This is a genomic window from Deltaproteobacteria bacterium (assembly GCA_026388545.1).
In the GTDB taxonomy this organism is placed as follows: domain Bacteria; phylum Desulfobacterota; class Syntrophia; order Syntrophales; family UBA2185; genus JAPLJS01.
The window spans coordinates 46,471-65,870 of sequence record JAPLJS010000046.1 but is presented as its reverse complement, the minus strand read 5'-3'; the positions used below and the strand labels follow the sequence as shown (position 1 = coordinate 65,870).

Genomic DNA, 19,400 nt, shown 5'->3' with positions numbered 1-19,400 from the left:
TTACTTGGTAAATACTCCTCAGCTTTTCCTAATTTTAATGATGAAGAGCGTATTAATCTAACGGGAATCTTAAGACCTGAAATGTATTATTAATTAAACAATGACACTTAATGAAAAAAATTTAGTGGCCGCGCCAGCAATACAGACACAATTGCTCCTTTGGTAAGCCAATTGCATTAACCATATCTTCAATACTTAAGTATCTCAGAGAAGTGACATTTAAGTCTTTTTGTATCCATTCAACCATATTTCTGTACTTTTCTGAGCGATGGTCAAGATAATCTTCAATATGCTCACTATCTTTTCCTTCAATAGCCCTTATTGCCCTGCGTGATGCAAGTTCCGAAATCGACCGTGTTGAAAACGCATATTTACAAGGGTACATAAGCGGTGGACAAGCAGGCCTGATATGTATTTCCCTGGCCCCACTATCCCATAGTTTCTTGATAGTATAGTTTTTCAATTGTGTTCCCCTCACAATCGAATCGTCACAAACAATCATTCGATTACCATTTATGACGTCTTTTATGGCATTGAGTTTCATCGTAGCAACCAAATCCCTTATATCCTGAGATGGCGGCGTATAACTTCTGCCGTAACCCGGAGTGTATTTTACAAGAGGTCTCCTGTAAGGAATACCGGAAGCCATGGCATACCCTATGGCATGACCTATTCCAGAATCCGGAATACCTGTCACGAAGTCCGCATCGACTTCATCATTCGTCGCAATTGCCATTCCACATCTTTCCCGGGCATTTTCAACACTGACGCCTTCATATATCGATGAGGGATCTCCCGTATATATCCAGAGAAAGGCACATATCTTCTTATTTTTATTTTCCGGTTTCAGGGTTCTTAATCCTTGTGGGGAAAGCAACGTAATCTCCCCGGGACCAAGGAACTTCATCAATTCATAACCCAGATTTCTGAATGAACTCGCTTCGACGGCAACCGCAAATTCCCCTTCAGAGCCTTTCTTTCCTATCGCCAAGGGAAATCTTCCATGCTTATCTCTGGCAGCATAAATACCATCTGACGTAATGATCAGCACACATATGGATCCTTCTATCGCATCCTGCATCTTTTCAATACCAGCAACAAGATTATCTCCCGAGTTGATAAGCTTTGCCGCGAGTTCAACAGTGTTCACACCACCACCCGTCATTTCGCTGAATGACATACCTTCGGCGAGCAGATTTTTTGTCAGGACATCTTTATTTGTAATCATGCCCGTTGCGGCAATGGCGTATGTGCCGAACTTTGACCGCACAATAAGAGGCTGGGGCGATTCGTCATCAATGGCACCAATCCCCATGGTACCCTTCAACCTCTTATAATCATCATAAAATCTTGATTTAAACTGTGCCTGACTGATCCTATGTATGGCTTTATAAAAGCCATTAGGACCAAGGACAGCCATCCCTCCATTTTCTGTACCTAAATGAGAGTGATAATCGGTACCGTAGAAAAGTGCTTTGGAACAGTCTTCACTTGAAATTACTCCAAACAGACCACCCATATTCGTCCTTCCTCAGCAAAAATGAACATGTATTATTCAAAGAAATTTCTCTCAGCGGATGGAAGAGTTTGACTGATCGACTCTTTTACCGTGAATGCATCCCAGATACTGCCGTGTTGCATGTAGTTTGAGCGGGTTTCCTTATACTTTCATGAAAGATTCATGACGGCACTTCTTAACCGCTTCAGTCCTTCTTCTATATTCTTCATGGATGTGGCGTAGGAAAGGCGAATATGATCATCATGACCAAAATCATCCCCTGGAACGACGGCGATATCGGCCTCATCCAAGAGATACTCTGTCAGATCAGATGAGTTAGATATTGTTCTTCCCTGATATGAACGTCCGAATAACGCAGAAATATCGGGAAAAACATAAAAAGCTCCCTGTGGATTCATACAGGTAATGCCGGGTATGGCATTGAGTTTTTCCACGATGACATCTCTCCTCTTTCTGAACTCTGCTACCATTTCAGCCACACCATCTTGATTTCCGTTCAAAGCCTCTACGGCTGCTTTTTGAGCAATAGATGTTGGATTCGATGTATTTTGACTTTGAAGTTTCGTCACGGCAGCAATAATCTCTTCGGGACCGGCGGCATATCCTATTCTCCAGCCCGTCATGGAATAAGCTTTGGAAACACCATTGACAACGATCGTTAAATTCTTCATCTCTTCATTGACGGATGTAATGTTACTAAATGGCAAACCATCGTAGATGATTTTTTCGTAGATATCGTCGGATATGACAAGAATACCTCTTTTGAGTATTATTTTAGCCAGGGCATCCAGTTCCGAAGCATTATAGACCACACCAGCAGGATTCGACGGGCTGTTTAAGATGATCACTTTTGTTTTTTCATTGATCGTACCTTCAAGCTGCTGTGGATGCATTTTAAAACCCTGTGATTCATTGGTTTTAATAATTACTGGTCGTGCACCGGAAAGAACGACCATGTCCAGATAAGAGACCCAATAGGGAGATGGGATAATAACCTCATCGCCCTCCTCACACAATACCTGGATAAGGTTATAAAGGGTATGCTTTGCTCCGCAGGAGACAACAACCTGGGATCTGCCGTAACTTAATTGATTATCCCGTTGCAACTTATGGATGATCGCATCTTTCAATTCAACAATTCCATCAACGGGTGTATATTTCGTAAACCCTTCCTCTATTGCCTTTATGGCTGCCATTTTGATATGGATCGGGGTATCAAAATCAGGTTCTCCGGCACCAAAACCGATTATATCCCTGCCCTCTGCCTTTAATGCATTTGCCTTGGCAGTAATTGCCAGTGTAGTTGATGGTTTTATCGCAGATATCCTTGATGATAGTTTCATAAATATTCGTTCTCTTACTTTGCGTATTTTTCTTTTAACTTCTTACAGACAATATCCGGAACCAGTCCCTGTACAGATCCCCCCAAACTGGCCGCTTCTTTGATTATTTGAGAGCTTGTAAAAAACCATTCGTAACTTGTCATAAGAAATACGGTTTCCACATCGTTGTTAAGTCTTCGATTGATAAGGGCCAGCTGAAATTCATATTCAAAATCGGAAATTGCTCTCAAACCTCTTAATATGATATTTGCACCGGACTGTTTGACATAATCAACGAGAAGTCCTGCGTAACTATCTACTCGCACTCTCTCATAACTCATAATTACTTCACTGATCATTTCCATCCGCTCTTCAACAGAAAAGAGATACGTTGGCTTATTCGGGTTATAAGCTATAAGAACAACAATCTCATCAAATATTCTCGATCCCCTTTTTATAAGGTCGACATGTCCGTTGGTAATAGGATCAAATGAACCAGGATACACAGCCATTTTTTTCATATATACATTCCTTTTATAGCCTTCTTATTTTTAAAAAAGTAAGAAGCGTATCGCCATATCTTCTCTGATCTGTCAATATAAAATCACCCGGATACTGTTCATGCACATCTTCTCTTATTGAATGCTGGATTATTACAACTCCGTCGTCGGAAACCACATTCCCTTCACCAAGACATTGGAAAATCTCACTGATAAACCCTTTTTCATACGGTGGGTCAGCAAATAAGAAATCAAATCTTTCGCTTCTTTTTTGCAGTTGCCTTATACCCCTTGCGGCCTCAATTGCTATAATTTCGTACCTGCCGCTGAAGCCTAATTCCACAATGTTTTTCCTTATGGCATTCACCATAGCAGCATTTTTTTCAATAAAAACTACCTTTGCGGCGCCCCTGCTTAAAGCTTCCAAGCCCACATTCCCGCTCCCTGCAAAAAGATCAAGGAATAACTTACCGGTAAATTCTTGAAGTATATTGAAAAGTGATTCCTTGATCCCGTCCGAGGTAGGCCTTATTTTACTTTTTTTTGGTAAATGGATGTGTCTGCCCTTGGCATCACCTCCAATAATTCTCATAGGTAGTCTCTGATAAGAATTTCAGCAATCTGCACAGCATTCAATGCGGCACCCTTTCTCACATTATCCGAAACAATCCACATATTGATACCGTTTTCTATGGATTCATCTTCCCTGATCCTTCCGACAAACGTATCATCTTTGCCCGCCGCATCAATGGGAAGCGGATATATATTTCCTTTCACATCGTCCATCACCGTTACTCCGGGTGCACAAGAAAGAATGCTCCTTAGTTCTTCTGCGGTAATCTTTCTTTCCGTTTCGATATTTACAGACTCTGAATGTCCATATAAAACGGGCACTCTTACCGTAGTGGCAGTTACGGCGATCGTTTGATCATTGAAAATCTTCTTGGTTTCATTTACCATCTTCATCTCTTCTTTGGTATAGCCATTATCCAAAAACACATCAATATGGGGCAAGCAGTTAAATGCTATCCTATGGGGATATACCTTAACCTCCGGTACGCAATTGCTTAAAATAGCCCTCGTCTGCTCTATCAGCTCTTCAATGGCTTTCTTCCCCGTCCCCGATACGGCCTGATACGTAGATACAACAACTCGCTTGATCTTCACCGCATCGTGAATCGGTTTGAGGGCTACGACCATTTGAATGGTAGAACAGTTCGGATTTGCTATTATCCCTCTGTTCTTGTACATGCCGATTGTTTCAGGATTTACCTCGGGTACCACGAGAGGGACATCAGGCTCCATCCTGAATGCGCTTGTGTTGTCAATCACAACACATCCAGACGCCACGGCAATAGGGGCAAAACGCTGACTGATGCTTCCTCCAGCCGAAAAAAGCCCTATTTCGACTCCTGAAAATGACTTCTCATTCAACACTTGAACGGGAATCGACTTACCATTAAATTTTAGATCCTTTCCGATTGAACGTTCTGAAGCAAGGAGCGTTATATGGCCAACGGGAAATCTTCTTTCTTCAAGAATCTTAACCATCTCATTCCCGACAGCGCCCGTGGCGCCAACTACCGCAACATGATATGCCTTCACAAAATTATCCTTCGCCTTAGATATTTTTAAATTCAAGACCGCTGAAAAGGTCCCCGTGTATGTATCACCATCGAAGAGAGGAGGCGCGTCTTCTTGCGTTTATTCCCACTTTTTTACTTTTTCAGCATCCGCTTTGAATAAACCCTAAACCCTTTTGACTTCAATTCTGTGTATGCCTTTTTGCCTACCTTCATCATCAGCCATATCGGACCGGACAAACTATAACCGAAAGAAAAGGTAAACATCATAATCTGAGGTTCTGCAATAACAATAATCATGATAAGCACAATCAAAACAAAAGACATGAAGGGCTTTCTTGAAAAATAGTTTAGGTCTTTAAAACTGTAAAATTTGATATTGCTTACCATCAGTAATGCTAAAATTACCATACCTATCAATATCGATAGATTATTAAATTTCCCCTCTCCTCCAAGGTAGAAGAAAAGCAATATCCCGGTTGCAACAACAGCGGCTGCTCCCGGAATCGGGAGCCCATTAAAAACCTTGCTTTCAATTAAGCCTATCTGAATATTGAATCTTGCCAGACGTAGTGCACCACAGACGACAAAAAGAAATGCTGCAAGCCACCCCCATTTCCCGTATACTGAAAGAGCCCACGTATAGGTGAGAATGGCCGGTGCAACACCAAAGGCCACCAGGTCTGACAGGGAGTCGTATTCCGAACCGAACTTGCTGGTCGTGTTCGTCATTCGTGCAATTCTGCCGTCCAGACCATCAAGGACGAAAGCTATCAAAATAGCTACCGCCGCTAGCCAATATTCTCCTTTCATGGAGGCGATTATAGAATAAAATCCACAAAAAATACTTCCCGTTGTTAAGAGGTTGGGCAATAAATATATTCCTTTTTTTACACGCTCTCTTTTAAATGTGGCATTCTTTTTCATTTTAGCCATCCTATCAGTGTCTCTCCTGCCTTCACCTTATCGCCCACTTTTACGGATGTTATCGAATCGGAAGGAAGAAAGACTTCAAGACGCGAACCGAATCGTATAAGACCAAATCGCTCGCCTTTGTTAACGTACATCCCTTCTTTTATCCAGCATTCGATCCTTCTTGCTATTAATCCTGCTATCTGTACCGTTAAAATTTTTTTGCCGTCATCGGTTTTAATAATAATTGAATTTTTTTCATTATGTAATGATGCTTTATCCAAACTTGCAGAAAAAAAATCTCCTTTATTGTAGTGTATGCTTTCCACCGTTCCCGAATACGGTATCCGGTTGACATGAACATTAAAGACATTCATGAATATACTTATTTTTTTTGATGGACCTTTGAGATAATCTCCTTCAAGAACACCTTCTATCTTAATAATTTCCCCATCTGCAGGAGATATAATGGCATTTGCATCATCGGGTACTTTTCGCTGAGGATTCCTGAAAAACCAGGTCACAAAAGCAGTAGCAATAAAAAAGAGAGATGCAAGCCAAAAGATATTGAAAAAAGCGAACCCGATAGTAAAAATAACGAGCGGTACGATGAATGGAAGACCCTCACGGGCTATGATGCTGTCATGATCCATTTTTTATATTATACACTCTTTAAAATCTCTTCATGGCGTTTACCTTGATCTCTCTAATGGCTAGTCACGGTACTTATGGAGGATTCTGTATATCTGCTCTTTTCCCCGGAGTTTCCTTTTTTGTAAATTCTTCTTTTCAATTTCTTCCTCAGCCGTCAGATAGATACGCTTGTTATAATTCTCAATATCCGCTTCAAGTTTTTCGTGATTTTCAATGTAATTCCTTAACTCCTCATCCTGATGAATATATTTTTTGATCAAGAGCTCATCAGCCTCTTCCATATATACATCCTCCTGCTATTATTTTTATATTAAACGAAAACGCTTGTCAACACTTCATATTCCTTATATTCCCTCGGTCGCTGAGCATCTTCCCACCGATAAGTAAATAATTACCGTAAGGTGTGTTTCACCTCCGCCTCAGAAGGACGGAGATACCTCGGTGTAAAGGTAAGAGAATCCAAAACATCTCCTTCAGAATATTTTCTTCTCCCTAAAAGACCTACTGCTGATGCTCTCACATATTGATGCCAACAAGATGCGAAAAAAGATTTGCCTGGCAATATGTCATTAATGAGTCCGGCGTATTTTATAGCTCCATCACCCACGAATATGACATCTTCGTACATGCGCTGTAAAAATTCCTCGACATCAATCACCTTTTCACTTTCAATTTTTTCAAGTATGCTATCTTGCCCAATCCTGAAGAGTGTCGTATAGACCTGGTTTTTCTTTGCATCCAACATAGGGCACACTAATTTCTCCGAGCCGACGATATTAAACGCCAAGGCGTCCAGAGTTGATACACCGACAACCGGTTTATCTGTTGCCATGGCAAGTCCCTTTACGGTACTTGCACCAACTCGAAGCCCTGTAAATGACCCAGGCCCTATTGTGCACACGAAAAGATCAATACTGCCAATGTCTACACATGACAGTACGCATAAATCATGTAAGGCGGGCAACAACACAATGGAATGATTTACACCCAGATTTACGAAAATATCAAACAGTATATCATCATCATTGAGCAGCGCAATGCCAGCCGTTTTTGTAGAAGTATCAACTGCTAAAATCAACATAATTATCGGCTAAATACTTTATTTATATCGTCAAATAAATTAATATTGAGTCTCTCTATATCCATGATAAAAACAAATATCATGAGAATTATCAGCATGACGAAGCCGATTTGCTGAGCCATTTCTCTCCATTTAATATTGACTTCCCTGCCGGTTACAATTTCTACAAGATAGAATAAAAGGTGTCCCCCATCGAGGATGGGGATAGGAAATAGATTGAGAATAGCGAGATTGATACTTAATAAAGCCATGAATAGCACAAATGGTATAATGCCTTCCTTTACCTGAGCCCCGGCAATCTGGGCAATGAGAATGGGACCACCCAGTGTTTTCGGAGAAACGACACCTTCAAAAATCTTAATAATGCTTACTACCGTCAACTTACTTATGAACCACGTTTGCTTCAGGCTTGTCCAAAAGGCTGTAAATGGATTCATTCTCTCAATTACAGTATGTTGTGATGAGGGACTGATACCCATCTTATAAGACTCGATTTCTTCGCCAAAAATGTTTTTTGTTTTTGTCAATCTTGGCTTTAATACGACTTCACGTATTTGATCATCCCTTCTTATTGTGATCGTCAATTCCCTGCCGTCACTTTTACTAATGATTTCTGCAAGTGTCTCCCATCGTGTTATCTCTTTTCCGTCGATTGCTGCAATGATATCTCCTTCCACGATACCCGCTTCAATTGCCGCAGACCCCTCCTGAACCCCACCAATCTGGTTGGTCAGGGTCGGAACACCGACTATATAAACAATGGTAAAAATCACAATGGCCAGCAAAAAATTGAAGATTGGACCAGCGGCCACAATGGCTATTCTTTTTGAGACCGGTTGTTTCAGGAAAGACCTTTTCGCATCCGCCTCCGAGAGTTCCTCACCTTCAGATTCACCAAGGAGTTTAACATAACCGCCAAGGGGTATCAGTGAAATAAGATATTCCGTCTCCCCCACCTTTTTCCCTATTAATCTTGGCCCAAATCCAAGGGAAAATTTCAGTACGCCAACACCCGAATATTTGGCCACCAGGAAATGGCCGACCTCATGGGCGAAAATGAGAACACCAAGCAATATTATTACAGATACAATGCTTATACCTATCACGATAAAACCTTCATCCTTTCAACAGTTATTTTCGCACTGTCCCTGGCCCATAGGTCTGCTTCAAGAATTTCTCCGAGGGTAGGAAATTCCTTTATTTGATGACAGGAAAGTACTTCTTCTATTACTTTTGATATATTTGTAAACTGAATAGTTTCGTTTAAGAATGCCTCCACCGCTACCTCATTGGCCGCATTGAGAACTGCCGGCATAGTTCCCCCTGCTTTTCCAGCTTCATAGGCAAGCCTCAAGCTTGGAAACTTATCAACATCGGGGCTGAAAAATTCAAGGATACCGATTTTCAACAAATCAAGGCGATGACCTCCATGGGGGAATCTTTCGGGAAAAGAAAGGGCATATGCTATGGGTATCCTCATATCCGGCACACTGAGCTGCGCTATTACCGATCCATCGACATATTCCACCATAGAATGGACAATACTTTGTGGATGAATGTGTATCTCGATGTTATTAATATCAACAGAAAAAAACCACCTTGCTTCAATAACCTCAAGACCCTTATTCATCATGGAAGCAGAATCGATGGTAATTTTTTGTCCCATCTGCCAGCTGGGATGTTTTAATGCCTGAACAGGTTTTACCTCTTTAAGCTCTTCCTTTGATAAGTGGAGAAAGGGGCCGCCTGAAGCAGTGAGAATTATTCGCTTTATATCCTGCCCCCTGTGGCCTGCCATACATTGAAATATAGCACTGTGCTCGCTGTCTACGGGCAATATCTTTACATCCTTATTACGTGCCTTCTCAACAACAAGCGCTCCCGCCATGACCATTACTTCCTTGTTGGCAAGGGCAATATCTTTGCCGGCTTCAATAGCCTCTATTGTGGGAAGGAGACCTGCCGAACCCACCATAGCTGAAATCACCATATCCGCTTTCTTTACGGATGCTACTTCACGATAACCCTCTGGTCCGAAAAGAATGTCGGTTCTCAGGGAAGGATTTACTATTTTCTTCAATTCACGGGCATGTTCCTCGTCAATAACCGAAACAACCTCCGGCCTGAATTGATCAATTTGACGTCCTAACAGTTTAACATTCGTACCTGCCGAAAGTGCAACAATTTTAAATCGGTCAGGGTTATTCCCTATTACATCTAATGCATTGACCCCAATGGAACCTGTTGACCCGAGTATGGATATATTCTTCATATTATTAAAAATAGTTGATAATAGTATACGAATGGGACAATGAAAATAAGACAATCCAGACGATCCAGTAACCCACCGTGTCCAAGAATGAGAGATCCGGAATCCTTAACACCGGAACTTCTTTTGATAGCGGATTCACAAAGGTCGCCCAGTTGACCGAGAATACCTCCAATAATCCCCAATGTTACTACGTGAACAATGGGAAGCGTCGGATAAAAATAATATCGAAATAAAGCACATCCGAGAACGCTTCCTATGAATAAGCCAATCGTTCCCTCCACGGTCTTTCCCGGACTTATCAGGGGGCTCAGTTTTCTCTTTCCAATTGTTTTACCTAAATAGTACGCAGCTATATCCCCCGAAAATGCCAAAACCAGGATAAAGAAGATCCATATGATCCCGTTTTCAGAAAGCCGCAGGAGTATAAAATGCGACAGCATGAGGGGTATATACATAAAGCCAAAAACAAGTTTGGTAACGGGAACGAGATCAAAAGACTTGCTGTTTATCCTCAGGAGAAAGATAAAGAAAACGCTTAACATGGATAATGAAATGACGGCCAGAACAATACGAAAATCACCTGAAAAAACAGCGAGAGGAATCAACAAAGCAACCAATAATCCTTCCCATTTTTCCCAGGTTAATCCCCCGTTAAAAACCATCCTGTTATACTCAAGAACAGCTCCGAGGATAACAAGTACGATAAAGACAGTAAATACAACCTCAGAACCATAAAATATAATGGTAAAGAGGATGGGTATTGCGATAATCGCGGAAATCCATCTTTTAATGTGGGGGCTCATCCTATATCCGAACCACCCCTCTGAAGCTGGTCACTCGTTAATCCGAATCTCCTCTCTCTCTGTTGAAAATCAGCAATGGCTTCTATGAGATGTGTTCTTCGAAAATCAGGCCACAGGACATCAGTAAAATAAAATTCTGTATAAGCGGTCTGCCATAATAGAAAATTACTCAATCGGTATTCACCACTTGTTCTGATGAGCAGGTCCGGATCGGGGATATCTGCGGTATATAAATACTTTGAAAAAAGCTCCTTTGTTACATCCTGAGAGAGAATTTTGCCTTCCCTACTATCCTTTAAAACGCCTTTCACGGCCTCGACAATCTCATCTCTCCCTCCATAACTCAACGCCAGATTGAGAACCATCCCTTTGTTATATGCCGTCTTTTCCATTGCCTCCCTGAGCATATTTCTTACAGGTTCTTTTAATGCCCCAATATTACCAATTGTTGTCAACCGGATATCGTGATCAAGCATTTCTTGAAGTTCTGATCGGAGGTATTTCCCCAATAAATCCATCAAAGCTCCCACTTCTTCTTGAGGACGAAGCATATTTTCAATAGAAAGTGCGTACAGGGTAAGGTATTTTATACCAATTTCTCGACAGGCTCTAACGGTAAGCTTAACAGATTTGGCGCCTCTTTTATGACCCGATATTCTTCCGAGCGTATGCTTTTCGGCCCATCTGCCATTACCATCCATGATGATGGCAATGTGTTGGGGAAGTTTTTTATAATCAATCCTTTTCATTCAACATATACCTATTCTTATATACATCTACTGATAATTATTATTTTATTAAAGTAACACAACCCCGGATAAATATCAAGGCACACGAATGAAAAAACAAAGAATTGTAAAGTATTTTAATAAAAATCACAAAACGTATAACGTGTAAAAGATCTAAATATTATATTCTCAAAACAAATAAGGAGCCAAAAGGCTCCCTTCGTATCTATTATGCACGAATATATATTTATATTTCCATTATTTCTTTTTCTTTGGAAACAAAGATAGTGTCGGTTTTTTCTATGTATTTATCGGTTATCTCCTGAACTTCCTCCTGGTGTGCATAAAATTCATCTTCGGAGATATCATTATCCTTTTTTAGAGTCTTTAACTGATCGTTCGTCTCCCTTCTCACATTTCTCAGGTTTATTTTACATTCTTCTGCGAGCCTTTTTACAACCTTTACAAGTTCTTTTCTTCGCTCTTCAGTCAGTTGAGGAATAGAAATGCGAATTAATTTTCCGTCATTTGTCGGCATCAGACCAAGATCAGATTTCTGTATAGCTTTTTCAATACTTCCTATAATACTGCTATCCCACGGTGATATTACAATCAGGCGGCTCTCCGGTACGGATAGTGTTGCAACCTGGTTTAGCGGTGTCGGAACTCCGTAATATTCCACTTTAATACCATCAAAAAGGGACAGTGATGCCCTCCCTGTTCTTACTTTATTCAAGGATTTTTCAAAAGCGCGGATCGCTTTTTCCATGTTGTCTTTCAATTCCTCAAAGATTAAATCCTTCATTCTAACCTCTAACAATTGTTCCTACAGATAGCCCGCATATTACACGCTTGATATTCCCGGCCTTCTGCAAATTAAAGACGACAATGGGAAGATTATTCTCTCTACACAGAGAAATAGCAGTCGCATCCATAACTTTAAGATGTCTCATCAGCACATCGTTATAAGTGATCTTTTCGAACATCTTTGCATCGCCATATTTAACCGGATCTTTGTCATAAACCCCATCGACTTTGGTTGCTTTCACGATAATATCAGCTTTTATCTCTACGGCCCTTAACGAAGCAGCCGTATCCGTAGTAAAGTAAGGGTTACCTGTACCGCCTGCAAATATGACAACCCTTCCTTTTTCCAGGTGACGTACAGCCCTCCTCTGGATAAAAGGCTCTGCAACCGCTTTCATTTCAATGGCGGTTTGAACTCTCGTTACAACATCCAATTTTTCAAGGGCGCTCTGAAGAGCAAGGCTGTTTATTACTGTGGCGAGCATACCCATATAATCTGCAGATGTTCGATCCATCCCCTTCAAATTGGCCTCAAATCCACGAAATATATTTCCACCGCCAACTACCACACCCAACTGTACACCGAGTTCAACAACGTCCTTAATTTCTCCGGCAATGATTGAAACCGCATCAGAATCTATCCCATAAGAGCCCTTCCCCATAAGGACTTCACCACTCAATTTTAAAAGAACTCTTTTGTAAACAGATTGATCCATTGATTATTTCTTCAATTCTTCGCCGAGCTGAAACCGCGCAAATCTTCTGATGACAATATTTTCGCCTGTTTTTGCGATCATATTATTGATCAGGGTTTCAACGGTAATATCCGTATCTTTAATGAACTTTTGATTGAGAAGGCACACATCCTCATAGTACTTTTTAAGTTTGCCTTCTATTATTTTATCCCAAATCTTTTCGGGTTTCTTTTCCGCCAGGGCCTGGCTTTTATAAATTTCCTTCTCTCGGCTGACAATATCGGGAGGTATTTCTTCAGGCTTGACATATAGAGGGTTTGCTGCGGCTACATGCATTGCCAGATCCTTCGCAACAAGTTGAAAATCAACTGTTTTAGCTACAAAGTCTGTTTCGCAATTAACCTCTACTAAAACACCTATTCTTCCTCCCATATGTATATACGATGCAACAACGCCATCTTTTGCCGCCTTTGATGATCTCTTGGTAGCTGCGGACATACCTTTTTTTCTTAAATAATCGATTGCCCTTTCAAAGTCCCCAACAGATACATTGAGGGCTTCCTTGCAATCCATTATACCGGCGCCTGTTTTATCTCTCAGTTCTTTAACCATTGTTGACGTAATGCTCAATTTATCCTACCTCCCCCTCATTTCTCATTTTATATTTCGCTTTATATCACCTTCAAAAGCTTCCTAATAATCAGTTATTCCATCCTTTGTTTCGACAGATTCAGGAACATCTGATTCCGGATCTTCACTTTGCCCTAAAACTTCAGCCTGTACTTCCTTGTCAGTATCAGCCTGAATATTTTCATCAAACACCTTTTTGCCCTCAATCACTGCATCTGCAATCTTTGAAGCAAAAAGCTTTATTGCCCTAATGGCATCATCATTTCCCGGGATGACATAATCAATGTCATCTGGATCACAATTGGTATCTACAATAGCTATTAGGGGAATTTTTAACTTTTGTGCTTCCTTGACGGCAATACTCTCTCTCTTTGGATCTACGACGAACAAGCCTCGAGGAGGTCGTTTTATCTTCTTTATACCTCCCAGGACTTTTTCAAGCTTGTTCATCTCTTTCTGAAGCTTCATAATCTCCTTTTTGGGAAAGGCCTTAACGCTTTCATCTAAAAACATTTTTTCCAAGGTGTTGAGCCTATCAATCCTCTTACTGACGGTATGAAAATTGGTAAGCATTCCACCTAACCAGCGCTGATTGACATAAGGCATCCCGCACCTTTCTGCCTCTTCTTTTATGGCTTCCTGAGATTGCTTTTTGGTTCCGACAAAGAGAATTTCTCCTCCTCTTGCCACCAGATCAACAACAAAATCATAAGCGGCCTTAAACATTCCTACGGTCTGCTGCAGATCTATGATATAAATACCGTTTCTCGCCCCAAATATGTACTGTTTCATCTTTGGATTCCACTTATTCGTCTGGTGACCAAAGTGGACGCCCGCCTCAAGTAACAATTTCATGGAAATATTTGCCATACCTTAACTCCTTTTATGTTTTTTTACCGCCACCCTTATCTCTTTGCACGGGGAACTTTTCATTTATAAAAGCAACACCCCGACAATCAAAGGATGTGTGAAATTCGCTGGCAGATAGCATAAAGATTCACAATTAGCAAGTGAAAAATGGTGAAGTCTATAATGAAGGGCAATGCATGATCATATGATTTTTCTAATCAGTCATCCGCCAAAATTATTCTTATATTTATGTACGATAGTGGGCATTAATTTTTATATATTCCAAGGAAAGATCAGAAGTGCATACTCTATATGCTTTATTCCCCATGCCAAGTTTAAGATGTACCTTAATGTCAGCCCTGGACATGATTTCTGAAAGCTCATCTTCATGACCATCAATCCCACATCCATGAGCAAACACCGGAATTTCGTCAAAGTATAGTTTAAGAGCATCAACAGGTAAATGAATACCGGCTGAACCGGCAGCCCCCAGGATTCTCCCCCAGTTGGGATCACAACCGAAAAAGGCGGTTTTAACCAGATTTGAGTTAGCGACGGCATAGGCAACTTTTTTTGCATCTCCTCTAGATTTTGCCTCATCAACGAAGATTTCTATAACCTTTGTCGCCCCTTCACCATCCCTGACCATGGCCTGCGATAGTTCGGACAAGACATTGAAAATCATTTCCTTAAACAGAGATATATCCCTGGAACCTCCCTTAAGTTGTTTATTTCCGGCAACACCATTGGCTAAAATTATTGCCGTATCATTTGTACTCATGCATCCGTCTACGGATATTGCATTAAAGCTCCCGTTTACCGCCTGCTTAAAAACTGTATTCAGGGTATAAGGATCAATATCTGCATCGGTCATGGCAAACGCAAGCATGGTTGCCATATGGGGTTCTATCATACCTGCTCCCTTTGCAATACCGCATACCGTGATTTTTTTTGAACCAATAATTCTCCTCCGGCAAGCCATTTTGGGAAATTTATCTGTTGTCATGATCGCATTTGCCGCTGTAATAATACCGTTCGGATGCAAACCATTAATCAACGTGGTCATACCCAATTCAATTTTCTTTACGGGAAGCCTGTGACCAATTATACCTGTAGATGCTACTAAAACAAGTTCATCCCTAATATTCAGTGTATTGGAAGCGCTTTTGGACATGCTCACTGCATCCTGATATCCAGCCTGACCGGTTGCTGCATTCGCATTACCGCTGTTTACCAGAATTGCCTGGGCTACTCCGGCCTTTATCTTTTCCATATCGAGTAGAACCGGTGCTGCTTTAAAGCAATTTCCCGTAAACACCCCTGCCGCCTTTGCAGGCACAATAGAATAAATAAGAGCAAGGTCATCCATGCCAGCTTCCTTGATGCCGGCGTGAATACCGTTGGCCAGAAATCCCGGAACGATGTATGTATCTGTATTCTCAGTCATAGTATTTCCATAATCTCCCGTTATTTGATTCTATCCGCAGCACTTCTTGAATTTCTTCCCGCTCCCGCACGGACACGGGTCATTTCTCCCAACCTTCTTAGCATCACTCTTCACTGTAGTTGGCGCCGCTGTATCTTCTCCCCGGCTCAGGATATAATCCTGACGTTCCTGTTCTCGCATTTCTTCGATCTCTTCTTCCCTCTGGATCCTGACAATACAGAGTTTTTCGATGGTATCTTCTTTAATGCGGTGGGTCATGTCCATGAACATTTCATAACCCTCTTTCTGGTATTCCCTGACGGGATCTTTTTGTCCGTATCCCCTGAGGCCAATGCCTTCCTTCAGGTGATCCATGTTCAGGAGATGATCCTTCCAGTGATTATCAATGGACTGCAGCATGATTACCTTAATGAGATAATCCATAATTGGTTTTCCGTATTCCTGCTCTTTGTTTCTGAGCATGCTTTTTACCCCGGAAATAATTTCTTCCACAATGGCGTCCCCATCGATATTCCTCCCTGATTCGCTGAAATTTAATCGTAGGGAAAATTGTTTGAAAACCATGTCATCCAGTCCCTTAAGGTTCCATTCCTCGGGATGAGACTTTTCGTCAATAAAATCTGGAACAATTCCCTCAACGATCTCCTCAATCATGTCTTCAATATCCGCCCATGGATCCTCACCCTTCAGTACCCGCTTACGCTGCTCGTAAATTACCTGCCTCTGCCTGTTCATAACATCGTCGAATTCCAACAGGTGCTTGCGAATATCGAAATTATGAGCCTCCACCCTTTTTTGTGCATTCTCAATTGCCTTTGAAATAAGCTTATGTTCAATCGGCTGATTTTCTTCCATGCCGATCCGGTCCATTACTGATGAAATCCTTTCGGCGCCAAATATCCTCAGGAGATCATCTTCAAGAGCAAGGTAAAACCGTGAAGATCCCATATCTCCCTGGCGTCCCGACCTGCCCCTGAGTTGGTTATCAATGCGACGGCTTTCATGTCTTTCCGTTCCGAGAATGTGGAGACCTCCGAGCTCAGCGACACCTTCACCAAGCTTTATATCGGTTCCTCGACCTGCCATATTCGTTGATATGGTCACCATGCCCGGCTGTCCTGCCTGGGCAACGATTTCTGCTTCTTTATCATGTTGCTTTGCATTCAGGACATGATGCTTGATCCCGGTCTTCGAAAGATACCTGCTTAAGAGTTCAGACTTTTCAATCGATATCGTACCGACCAGGACTGGCCTTTTTTCTTTGTGCAGAATCTTAATCTCTTCAATAACGGCATTAAATTTTTCTGCTTCTGTTTTGTAGATCACATCGGGATTATCTGTTCGTATCATCGGCATATTTGTTGGGGCAACGATTACATCGAGATTATATATTTTCTTGAATTCGGCGGCTTCGGTATCGGCAGTACCTGTCATTCCCGCCAGTTTCTTATACATCCTGAAGTAATTCTGAAATGTTATTGACGCAAGCGTCTGATTTTCTCTCTCTATTTTTACTTTCTCTTTTGCTTCCAGGGCCTGATGCAAGCCGTCACTGTACCTCCTTCCCGGCATGACCCTTCCCGTGAATTCGTCAACGATGATCACTTGTCCCTCTTTTACAAGGTAATCAACGTCGCGTCTGAAGAGTGTATGAGCCTTCAATGCCTGGTTTACGTGATGGAGCAGCTCTATGTTCCTGGGCTCAAAGAGGTTCTGAACTTTGAGATTTTTTTCTACCCGTGCTACACCTTCTTCCGTAAGAACTACCGTACGGCTCTTTTCATCAATCGTGTAATCTTTTTCCTTTCTCAATACGGGTATGATCTGATTGATTTTGTAGTACTTATCGGTAGACTCCTCCGATGGGCCGGATATTATAAGGGGTGTTCTTGCCTCATCGATGAGGATGCTGTCCACCTCATCAACAATTGCATAATTGAACTCCCGTTGAACATAATCTTCAAGGGTGAATTTCATGTTATCACGGAGGTAATCGAACCCAAATTCATTATTGGTGCCATAGGTAATATCGGCATGATACGCTTTCCTTCTTTCGTCATCATCCATGCCATGAACAATAACGCCGACTGAAAGTCCCAGGAAGTTATAGATTGGCCCCATCCACTGGGCATCCCTCTGTGCCAAATAATCATTTACCGTTACCAAATGGCAACCCTCGCCTGTCAGCGCATTGAGATAGAGCGGGAGGGTTGCTGCCAGGGTTTTCCCCTCTCCCGTTTTCATTTCGGTAATTTTCCCCTCATGGAGGATGAGACCTCCGATAATCTGAACATCAAACGGTCTCATAAATACGGTGCGTCTTGCTGCTTCTCTGGCGACTGCAAATGCCTCAACCAGTATGTCGCCAAGCTCTGCACCATTTTGAAGTCTTTCTTTAAAATACAGCGTCTTTGCTTTGAGTTCCCCATCACTCAGTGCCATCATGGACGGCTCAAGATCATTTACTTCATCAAGGATCAAAGACAGTCGTTTTAATTCGCGATCATTTTGACTGCCTATTATCTTTTCCAGTAGTGAAAAAAACATACCTGCCCCTCTAAAAAAAAACCGGTATAATACCGGGCTGTTCGATAACAATAACCATCAATCATGCATTATTAAAGGACCGATGGGCAAAATCTAATTCAAATACTTACGCGGATTAACAGGAACACCGTTCAGTAATACGGTGTAGTGGAGATGCGAACCTGTACTCCTACCGGAATTTCCAACATAACCGATCAGATCTCCCCTCTTTACCATACTTCCCTGTTGAATTGCACTTTTCAGGAGATGACCATACCAGGTGGTCACCCCGTGTCCATGATCTATCCTAATCATATGTCCCACATCTCGATCATAAGCTATCTCGGTAACCATACCATCAGCAGGGGCCACTATCTGTAGACCCACTCGCGTTGCAATATCAATTCCTTTATGAAATTCCTTTGCTCCTCCCAGTGGTGATGTTCTGTATCCAAACTCCGACGTAACCCAGCCCTGAACAGGCCAAATTGATGGTGTAGCAGCAATTATGGATTTCCGTTCTTTCAGAAACTTAAGCAACTCATGAAAACTGTTCTTCTGGTCGGTTGCGTCTTTCGTCATTTGATCGATATTCTGTTGAATTTTCGCAATGACCATCTTTTGATCGGTATCGACGCTTGATTTTATTCTTGTTTCTTCACTTATCGATCCACCAATACCAAGCATCTGTCCTTTATAGCGATTATCTTCAAGATGCGCCATCACCCTAACATTTTTATCGAGCTGATTGAGTTCCTCCATCTTCATGGCAAAATTATTTACCTTTTCAACTAAACCCTCTATCTGTAAATTTTGTTCTTTCGTTAGTCTTTTAAAGCGATCCAGTTCACTCTTATCCCTCTTTATTTTAATATAGTCATAATATGTATACATAAAAGACAGGCTGATAATTATAATGCAATATACAATGCCTTTTAAAAGTTTACTCGAAATCGTAAATTTCTTGGTGGAACTTTTTTTCTTGGGGATTATCAGGAAGGTATAAAAATTATTGGGCATCTTTATTCCTTTCATATCTCCTCATATAAATGAAGAACCGTAAAACTACCAT

At 41.5% G+C, this 19,400-nt stretch carries 20 protein-coding genes; all 20 read right to left on the bottom strand.

Features of this window, described 5'->3' with window-relative positions; all coding sequences use genetic code 11:
- Positions 1-121 precede the first annotated feature (121 nt).
- Complete coding sequence (locus NTW12_05155) at positions 122-1,519, bottom strand: amidophosphoribosyltransferase (GenBank protein MCX5845734.1); 1,398 nt, start codon at positions 1,517-1,519, stop codon at positions 122-124.
- Between the two features lie 149 nt (positions 1,520-1,668).
- The gene (locus tag NTW12_05150) at positions 1,669-2,862 is read right to left on the bottom strand and encodes a pyridoxal phosphate-dependent aminotransferase (GenBank protein MCX5845733.1); all 1,194 of its coding nucleotides are present in this window, start codon (positions 2,860-2,862) and stop codon (positions 1,669-1,671) included.
- 14 nt (positions 2,863-2,876) lie between these two features.
- Positions 2,877-3,362, bottom strand: coding sequence for a pantetheine-phosphate adenylyltransferase (coaD, locus tag NTW12_05145; GenBank protein ID MCX5845732.1), 486 nt, complete (start codon positions 3,360-3,362; stop codon positions 2,877-2,879).
- A 13-nt stretch (positions 3,363-3,375) separates the two neighbouring features.
- Complete coding sequence (rsmD, locus tag NTW12_05140) at positions 3,376-3,933, bottom strand: 16S rRNA (guanine(966)-N(2))-methyltransferase RsmD (protein MCX5845731.1); 558 nt, start codon at positions 3,931-3,933, stop codon at positions 3,376-3,378.
- Positions 3,930-4,946 carry an aspartate-semialdehyde dehydrogenase gene (locus NTW12_05135; GenBank protein ID MCX5845730.1) on the bottom strand — a complete coding sequence of 339 codons (1,017 nt, stop codon included), beginning with the start codon at positions 4,944-4,946 and terminating at the stop codon, positions 3,930-3,932. Before NTW12_05135 ends, rsmD begins: the two co-directional genes overlap by 4 nt.
- Positions 4,947-5,059: 113 nt before the next feature.
- Positions 5,060-5,851, bottom strand: a complete 792-nt coding sequence (gene pssA, locus NTW12_05130) for a CDP-diacylglycerol--serine O-phosphatidyltransferase (protein ID MCX5845729.1) — start codon at positions 5,849-5,851, stop codon at positions 5,060-5,062.
- On the bottom strand, positions 5,848-6,489 hold the full coding sequence (locus NTW12_05125; protein ID MCX5845728.1) for a phosphatidylserine decarboxylase family protein: 642 nt from the start codon (positions 6,487-6,489) through the stop codon (positions 5,848-5,850). Before NTW12_05125 ends, pssA begins: the two co-directional genes overlap by 4 nt.
- Before the next feature lie 60 nt (positions 6,490-6,549).
- Complete coding sequence (locus NTW12_05120) at positions 6,550-6,771, bottom strand: DUF465 domain-containing protein (GenBank protein ID MCX5845727.1); 222 nt, start codon at positions 6,769-6,771, stop codon at positions 6,550-6,552.
- 110 nt (positions 6,772-6,881) lie between these two features.
- Complete coding sequence (gene tsaB, locus NTW12_05115; GenBank protein MCX5845726.1) at positions 6,882-7,571, bottom strand: tRNA (adenosine(37)-N6)-threonylcarbamoyltransferase complex dimerization subunit type 1 TsaB; 690 nt, start codon at positions 7,569-7,571, stop codon at positions 6,882-6,884.
- Positions 7,572-7,573: 2 nt separating this feature from the next.
- Positions 7,574-8,677, bottom strand: a complete 1,104-nt coding sequence (rseP, locus tag NTW12_05110; protein ID MCX5845725.1) for an RIP metalloprotease RseP — start codon at positions 8,675-8,677, stop codon at positions 7,574-7,576.
- On the bottom strand, positions 8,674-9,843 hold the full coding sequence (locus tag NTW12_05105; protein ID MCX5845724.1) for a 1-deoxy-D-xylulose-5-phosphate reductoisomerase: 1,170 nt from the start codon (positions 9,841-9,843) through the stop codon (positions 8,674-8,676). Before NTW12_05105 ends, rseP begins: the two co-directional genes overlap by 4 nt.
- Positions 9,840-10,646: a phosphatidate cytidylyltransferase gene (locus NTW12_05100; GenBank protein ID MCX5845723.1), complete on the bottom strand. Its 807-nt coding sequence runs from the start codon at positions 10,644-10,646 to the stop codon at positions 9,840-9,842. The genes NTW12_05105 and NTW12_05100 overlap by 4 nt, the downstream gene beginning before the upstream one ends.
- Positions 10,643-11,395: an isoprenyl transferase gene (locus NTW12_05095; GenBank protein ID MCX5845722.1), complete on the bottom strand. Its 753-nt coding sequence runs from the start codon at positions 11,393-11,395 to the stop codon at positions 10,643-10,645. Before NTW12_05095 ends, NTW12_05100 begins: the two co-directional genes overlap by 4 nt.
- Positions 11,396-11,621: 226 nt before the next feature.
- The gene (frr, locus tag NTW12_05090) at positions 11,622-12,179 is read right to left on the bottom strand and encodes a ribosome recycling factor (protein ID MCX5845721.1); all 558 of its coding nucleotides are present in this window, start codon (positions 12,177-12,179) and stop codon (positions 11,622-11,624) included.
- A 1-nt stretch (position 12,180) separates the two neighbouring features.
- Complete coding sequence (gene pyrH / locus NTW12_05085) at positions 12,181-12,897, bottom strand: UMP kinase (GenBank protein ID MCX5845720.1); 717 nt, start codon at positions 12,895-12,897, stop codon at positions 12,181-12,183.
- A 3-nt stretch (positions 12,898-12,900) separates the two neighbouring features.
- Positions 12,901-13,506, bottom strand: a complete 606-nt coding sequence (gene tsf, locus NTW12_05080; GenBank protein ID MCX5845719.1) for a translation elongation factor Ts — start codon at positions 13,504-13,506, stop codon at positions 12,901-12,903.
- A gap of 63 nt (positions 13,507-13,569) precedes the next feature.
- Positions 13,570-14,376, bottom strand: coding sequence for a 30S ribosomal protein S2 (gene rpsB / locus NTW12_05075; GenBank protein MCX5845718.1), 807 nt, complete (start codon positions 14,374-14,376; stop codon positions 13,570-13,572).
- Between the two features lie 226 nt (positions 14,377-14,602).
- Complete coding sequence (gene argJ, locus NTW12_05070; protein MCX5845717.1) at positions 14,603-15,802, bottom strand: bifunctional glutamate N-acetyltransferase/amino-acid acetyltransferase ArgJ; 1,200 nt, start codon at positions 15,800-15,802, stop codon at positions 14,603-14,605.
- A 30-nt stretch (positions 15,803-15,832) separates the two neighbouring features.
- Positions 15,833-18,349 (bottom strand): preprotein translocase subunit SecA, encoded by a 2,517-nt coding sequence (gene secA / locus NTW12_05065; GenBank protein ID MCX5845716.1) that lies wholly within the window; start codon positions 18,347-18,349, stop codon positions 15,833-15,835.
- Positions 18,350-18,442: 93 nt separating this feature from the next.
- Complete coding sequence (locus NTW12_05060; GenBank protein ID MCX5845715.1) at positions 18,443-19,363, bottom strand: M23 family metallopeptidase; 921 nt, start codon at positions 19,361-19,363, stop codon at positions 18,443-18,445.
- Between the last annotated feature and the right edge of the window lie 37 nt (positions 19,364-19,400).

What these genes read in the sequence shown, in the direction of transcription:
- NTW12_05125 (MCX5845728.1), bottom strand. Translation starts at nt 6,489, where the DNA reads ATGGATCATGACAGCATCATAGCCCGTGAGGGTCTTCCATTCATCGTA.
- pssA (MCX5845729.1), bottom strand. Translation starts at nt 5,851, where the DNA reads ATGAAAAAGAATGCCACATTTAAAAGAGAGCGTGTAAAAAAAGGAATA.
- rsmD (MCX5845731.1), bottom strand. Translation starts at nt 3,933, where the DNA reads ATGAGAATTATTGGAGGTGATGCCAAGGGCAGACACATCCATTTACCA.
- NTW12_05120 (MCX5845727.1), bottom strand. Translation starts at nt 6,771, where the DNA reads ATGGAAGAGGCTGATGAGCTCTTGATCAAAAAATATATTCATCAGGAT.
- tsaB (MCX5845726.1), bottom strand. Translation starts at nt 7,571, where the DNA reads ATGTTGATTTTAGCAGTTGATACTTCTACAAAAACGGCTGGCATTGCG.
- pyrH (MCX5845720.1), bottom strand. Translation starts at nt 12,897, where the DNA reads ATGGATCAATCTGTTTACAAAAGAGTTCTTTTAAAATTGAGTGGTGAA.
- NTW12_05095 (MCX5845722.1), bottom strand. Translation starts at nt 11,395, where the DNA reads ATGAAAAGGATTGATTATAAAAAACTTCCCCAACACATTGCCATCATC.
- NTW12_05155 (MCX5845734.1), bottom strand. Translation starts at nt 1,519, where the DNA reads ATGGGTGGTCTGTTTGGAGTAATTTCAAGTGAAGACTGTTCCAAAGCA.
- rpsB (MCX5845718.1), bottom strand. Translation starts at nt 14,376, where the DNA reads ATGGCAAATATTTCCATGAAATTGTTACTTGAGGCGGGCGTCCACTTT.
- secA (MCX5845716.1), bottom strand. Translation starts at nt 18,349, where the DNA reads ATGTTTTTTTCACTACTGGAAAAGATAATAGGCAGTCAAAATGATCGC.
- NTW12_05150 (MCX5845733.1), bottom strand. Translation starts at nt 2,862, where the DNA reads ATGAAACTATCATCAAGGATATCTGCGATAAAACCATCAACTACACTG.
- NTW12_05060 (MCX5845715.1), bottom strand. Translation starts at nt 19,363, where the DNA reads ATGAAAGGAATAAAGATGCCCAATAATTTTTATACCTTCCTGATAATC.
- NTW12_05105 (MCX5845724.1), bottom strand. Translation starts at nt 9,843, where the DNA reads ATGAAGAATATATCCATACTCGGGTCAACAGGTTCCATTGGGGTCAAT.
- coaD (MCX5845732.1), bottom strand. Translation starts at nt 3,362, where the DNA reads ATGAAAAAAATGGCTGTGTATCCTGGTTCATTTGATCCTATTACCAAC.
- argJ (MCX5845717.1), bottom strand. Translation starts at nt 15,802, where the DNA reads ATGACTGAGAATACAGATACATACATCGTTCCGGGATTTCTGGCCAAC.
- frr (MCX5845721.1), bottom strand. Translation starts at nt 12,179, where the DNA reads ATGAAGGATTTAATCTTTGAGGAATTGAAAGACAACATGGAAAAAGCG.
- NTW12_05100 (MCX5845723.1), bottom strand. Translation starts at nt 10,646, where the DNA reads ATGAGCCCCCACATTAAAAGATGGATTTCCGCGATTATCGCAATACCC.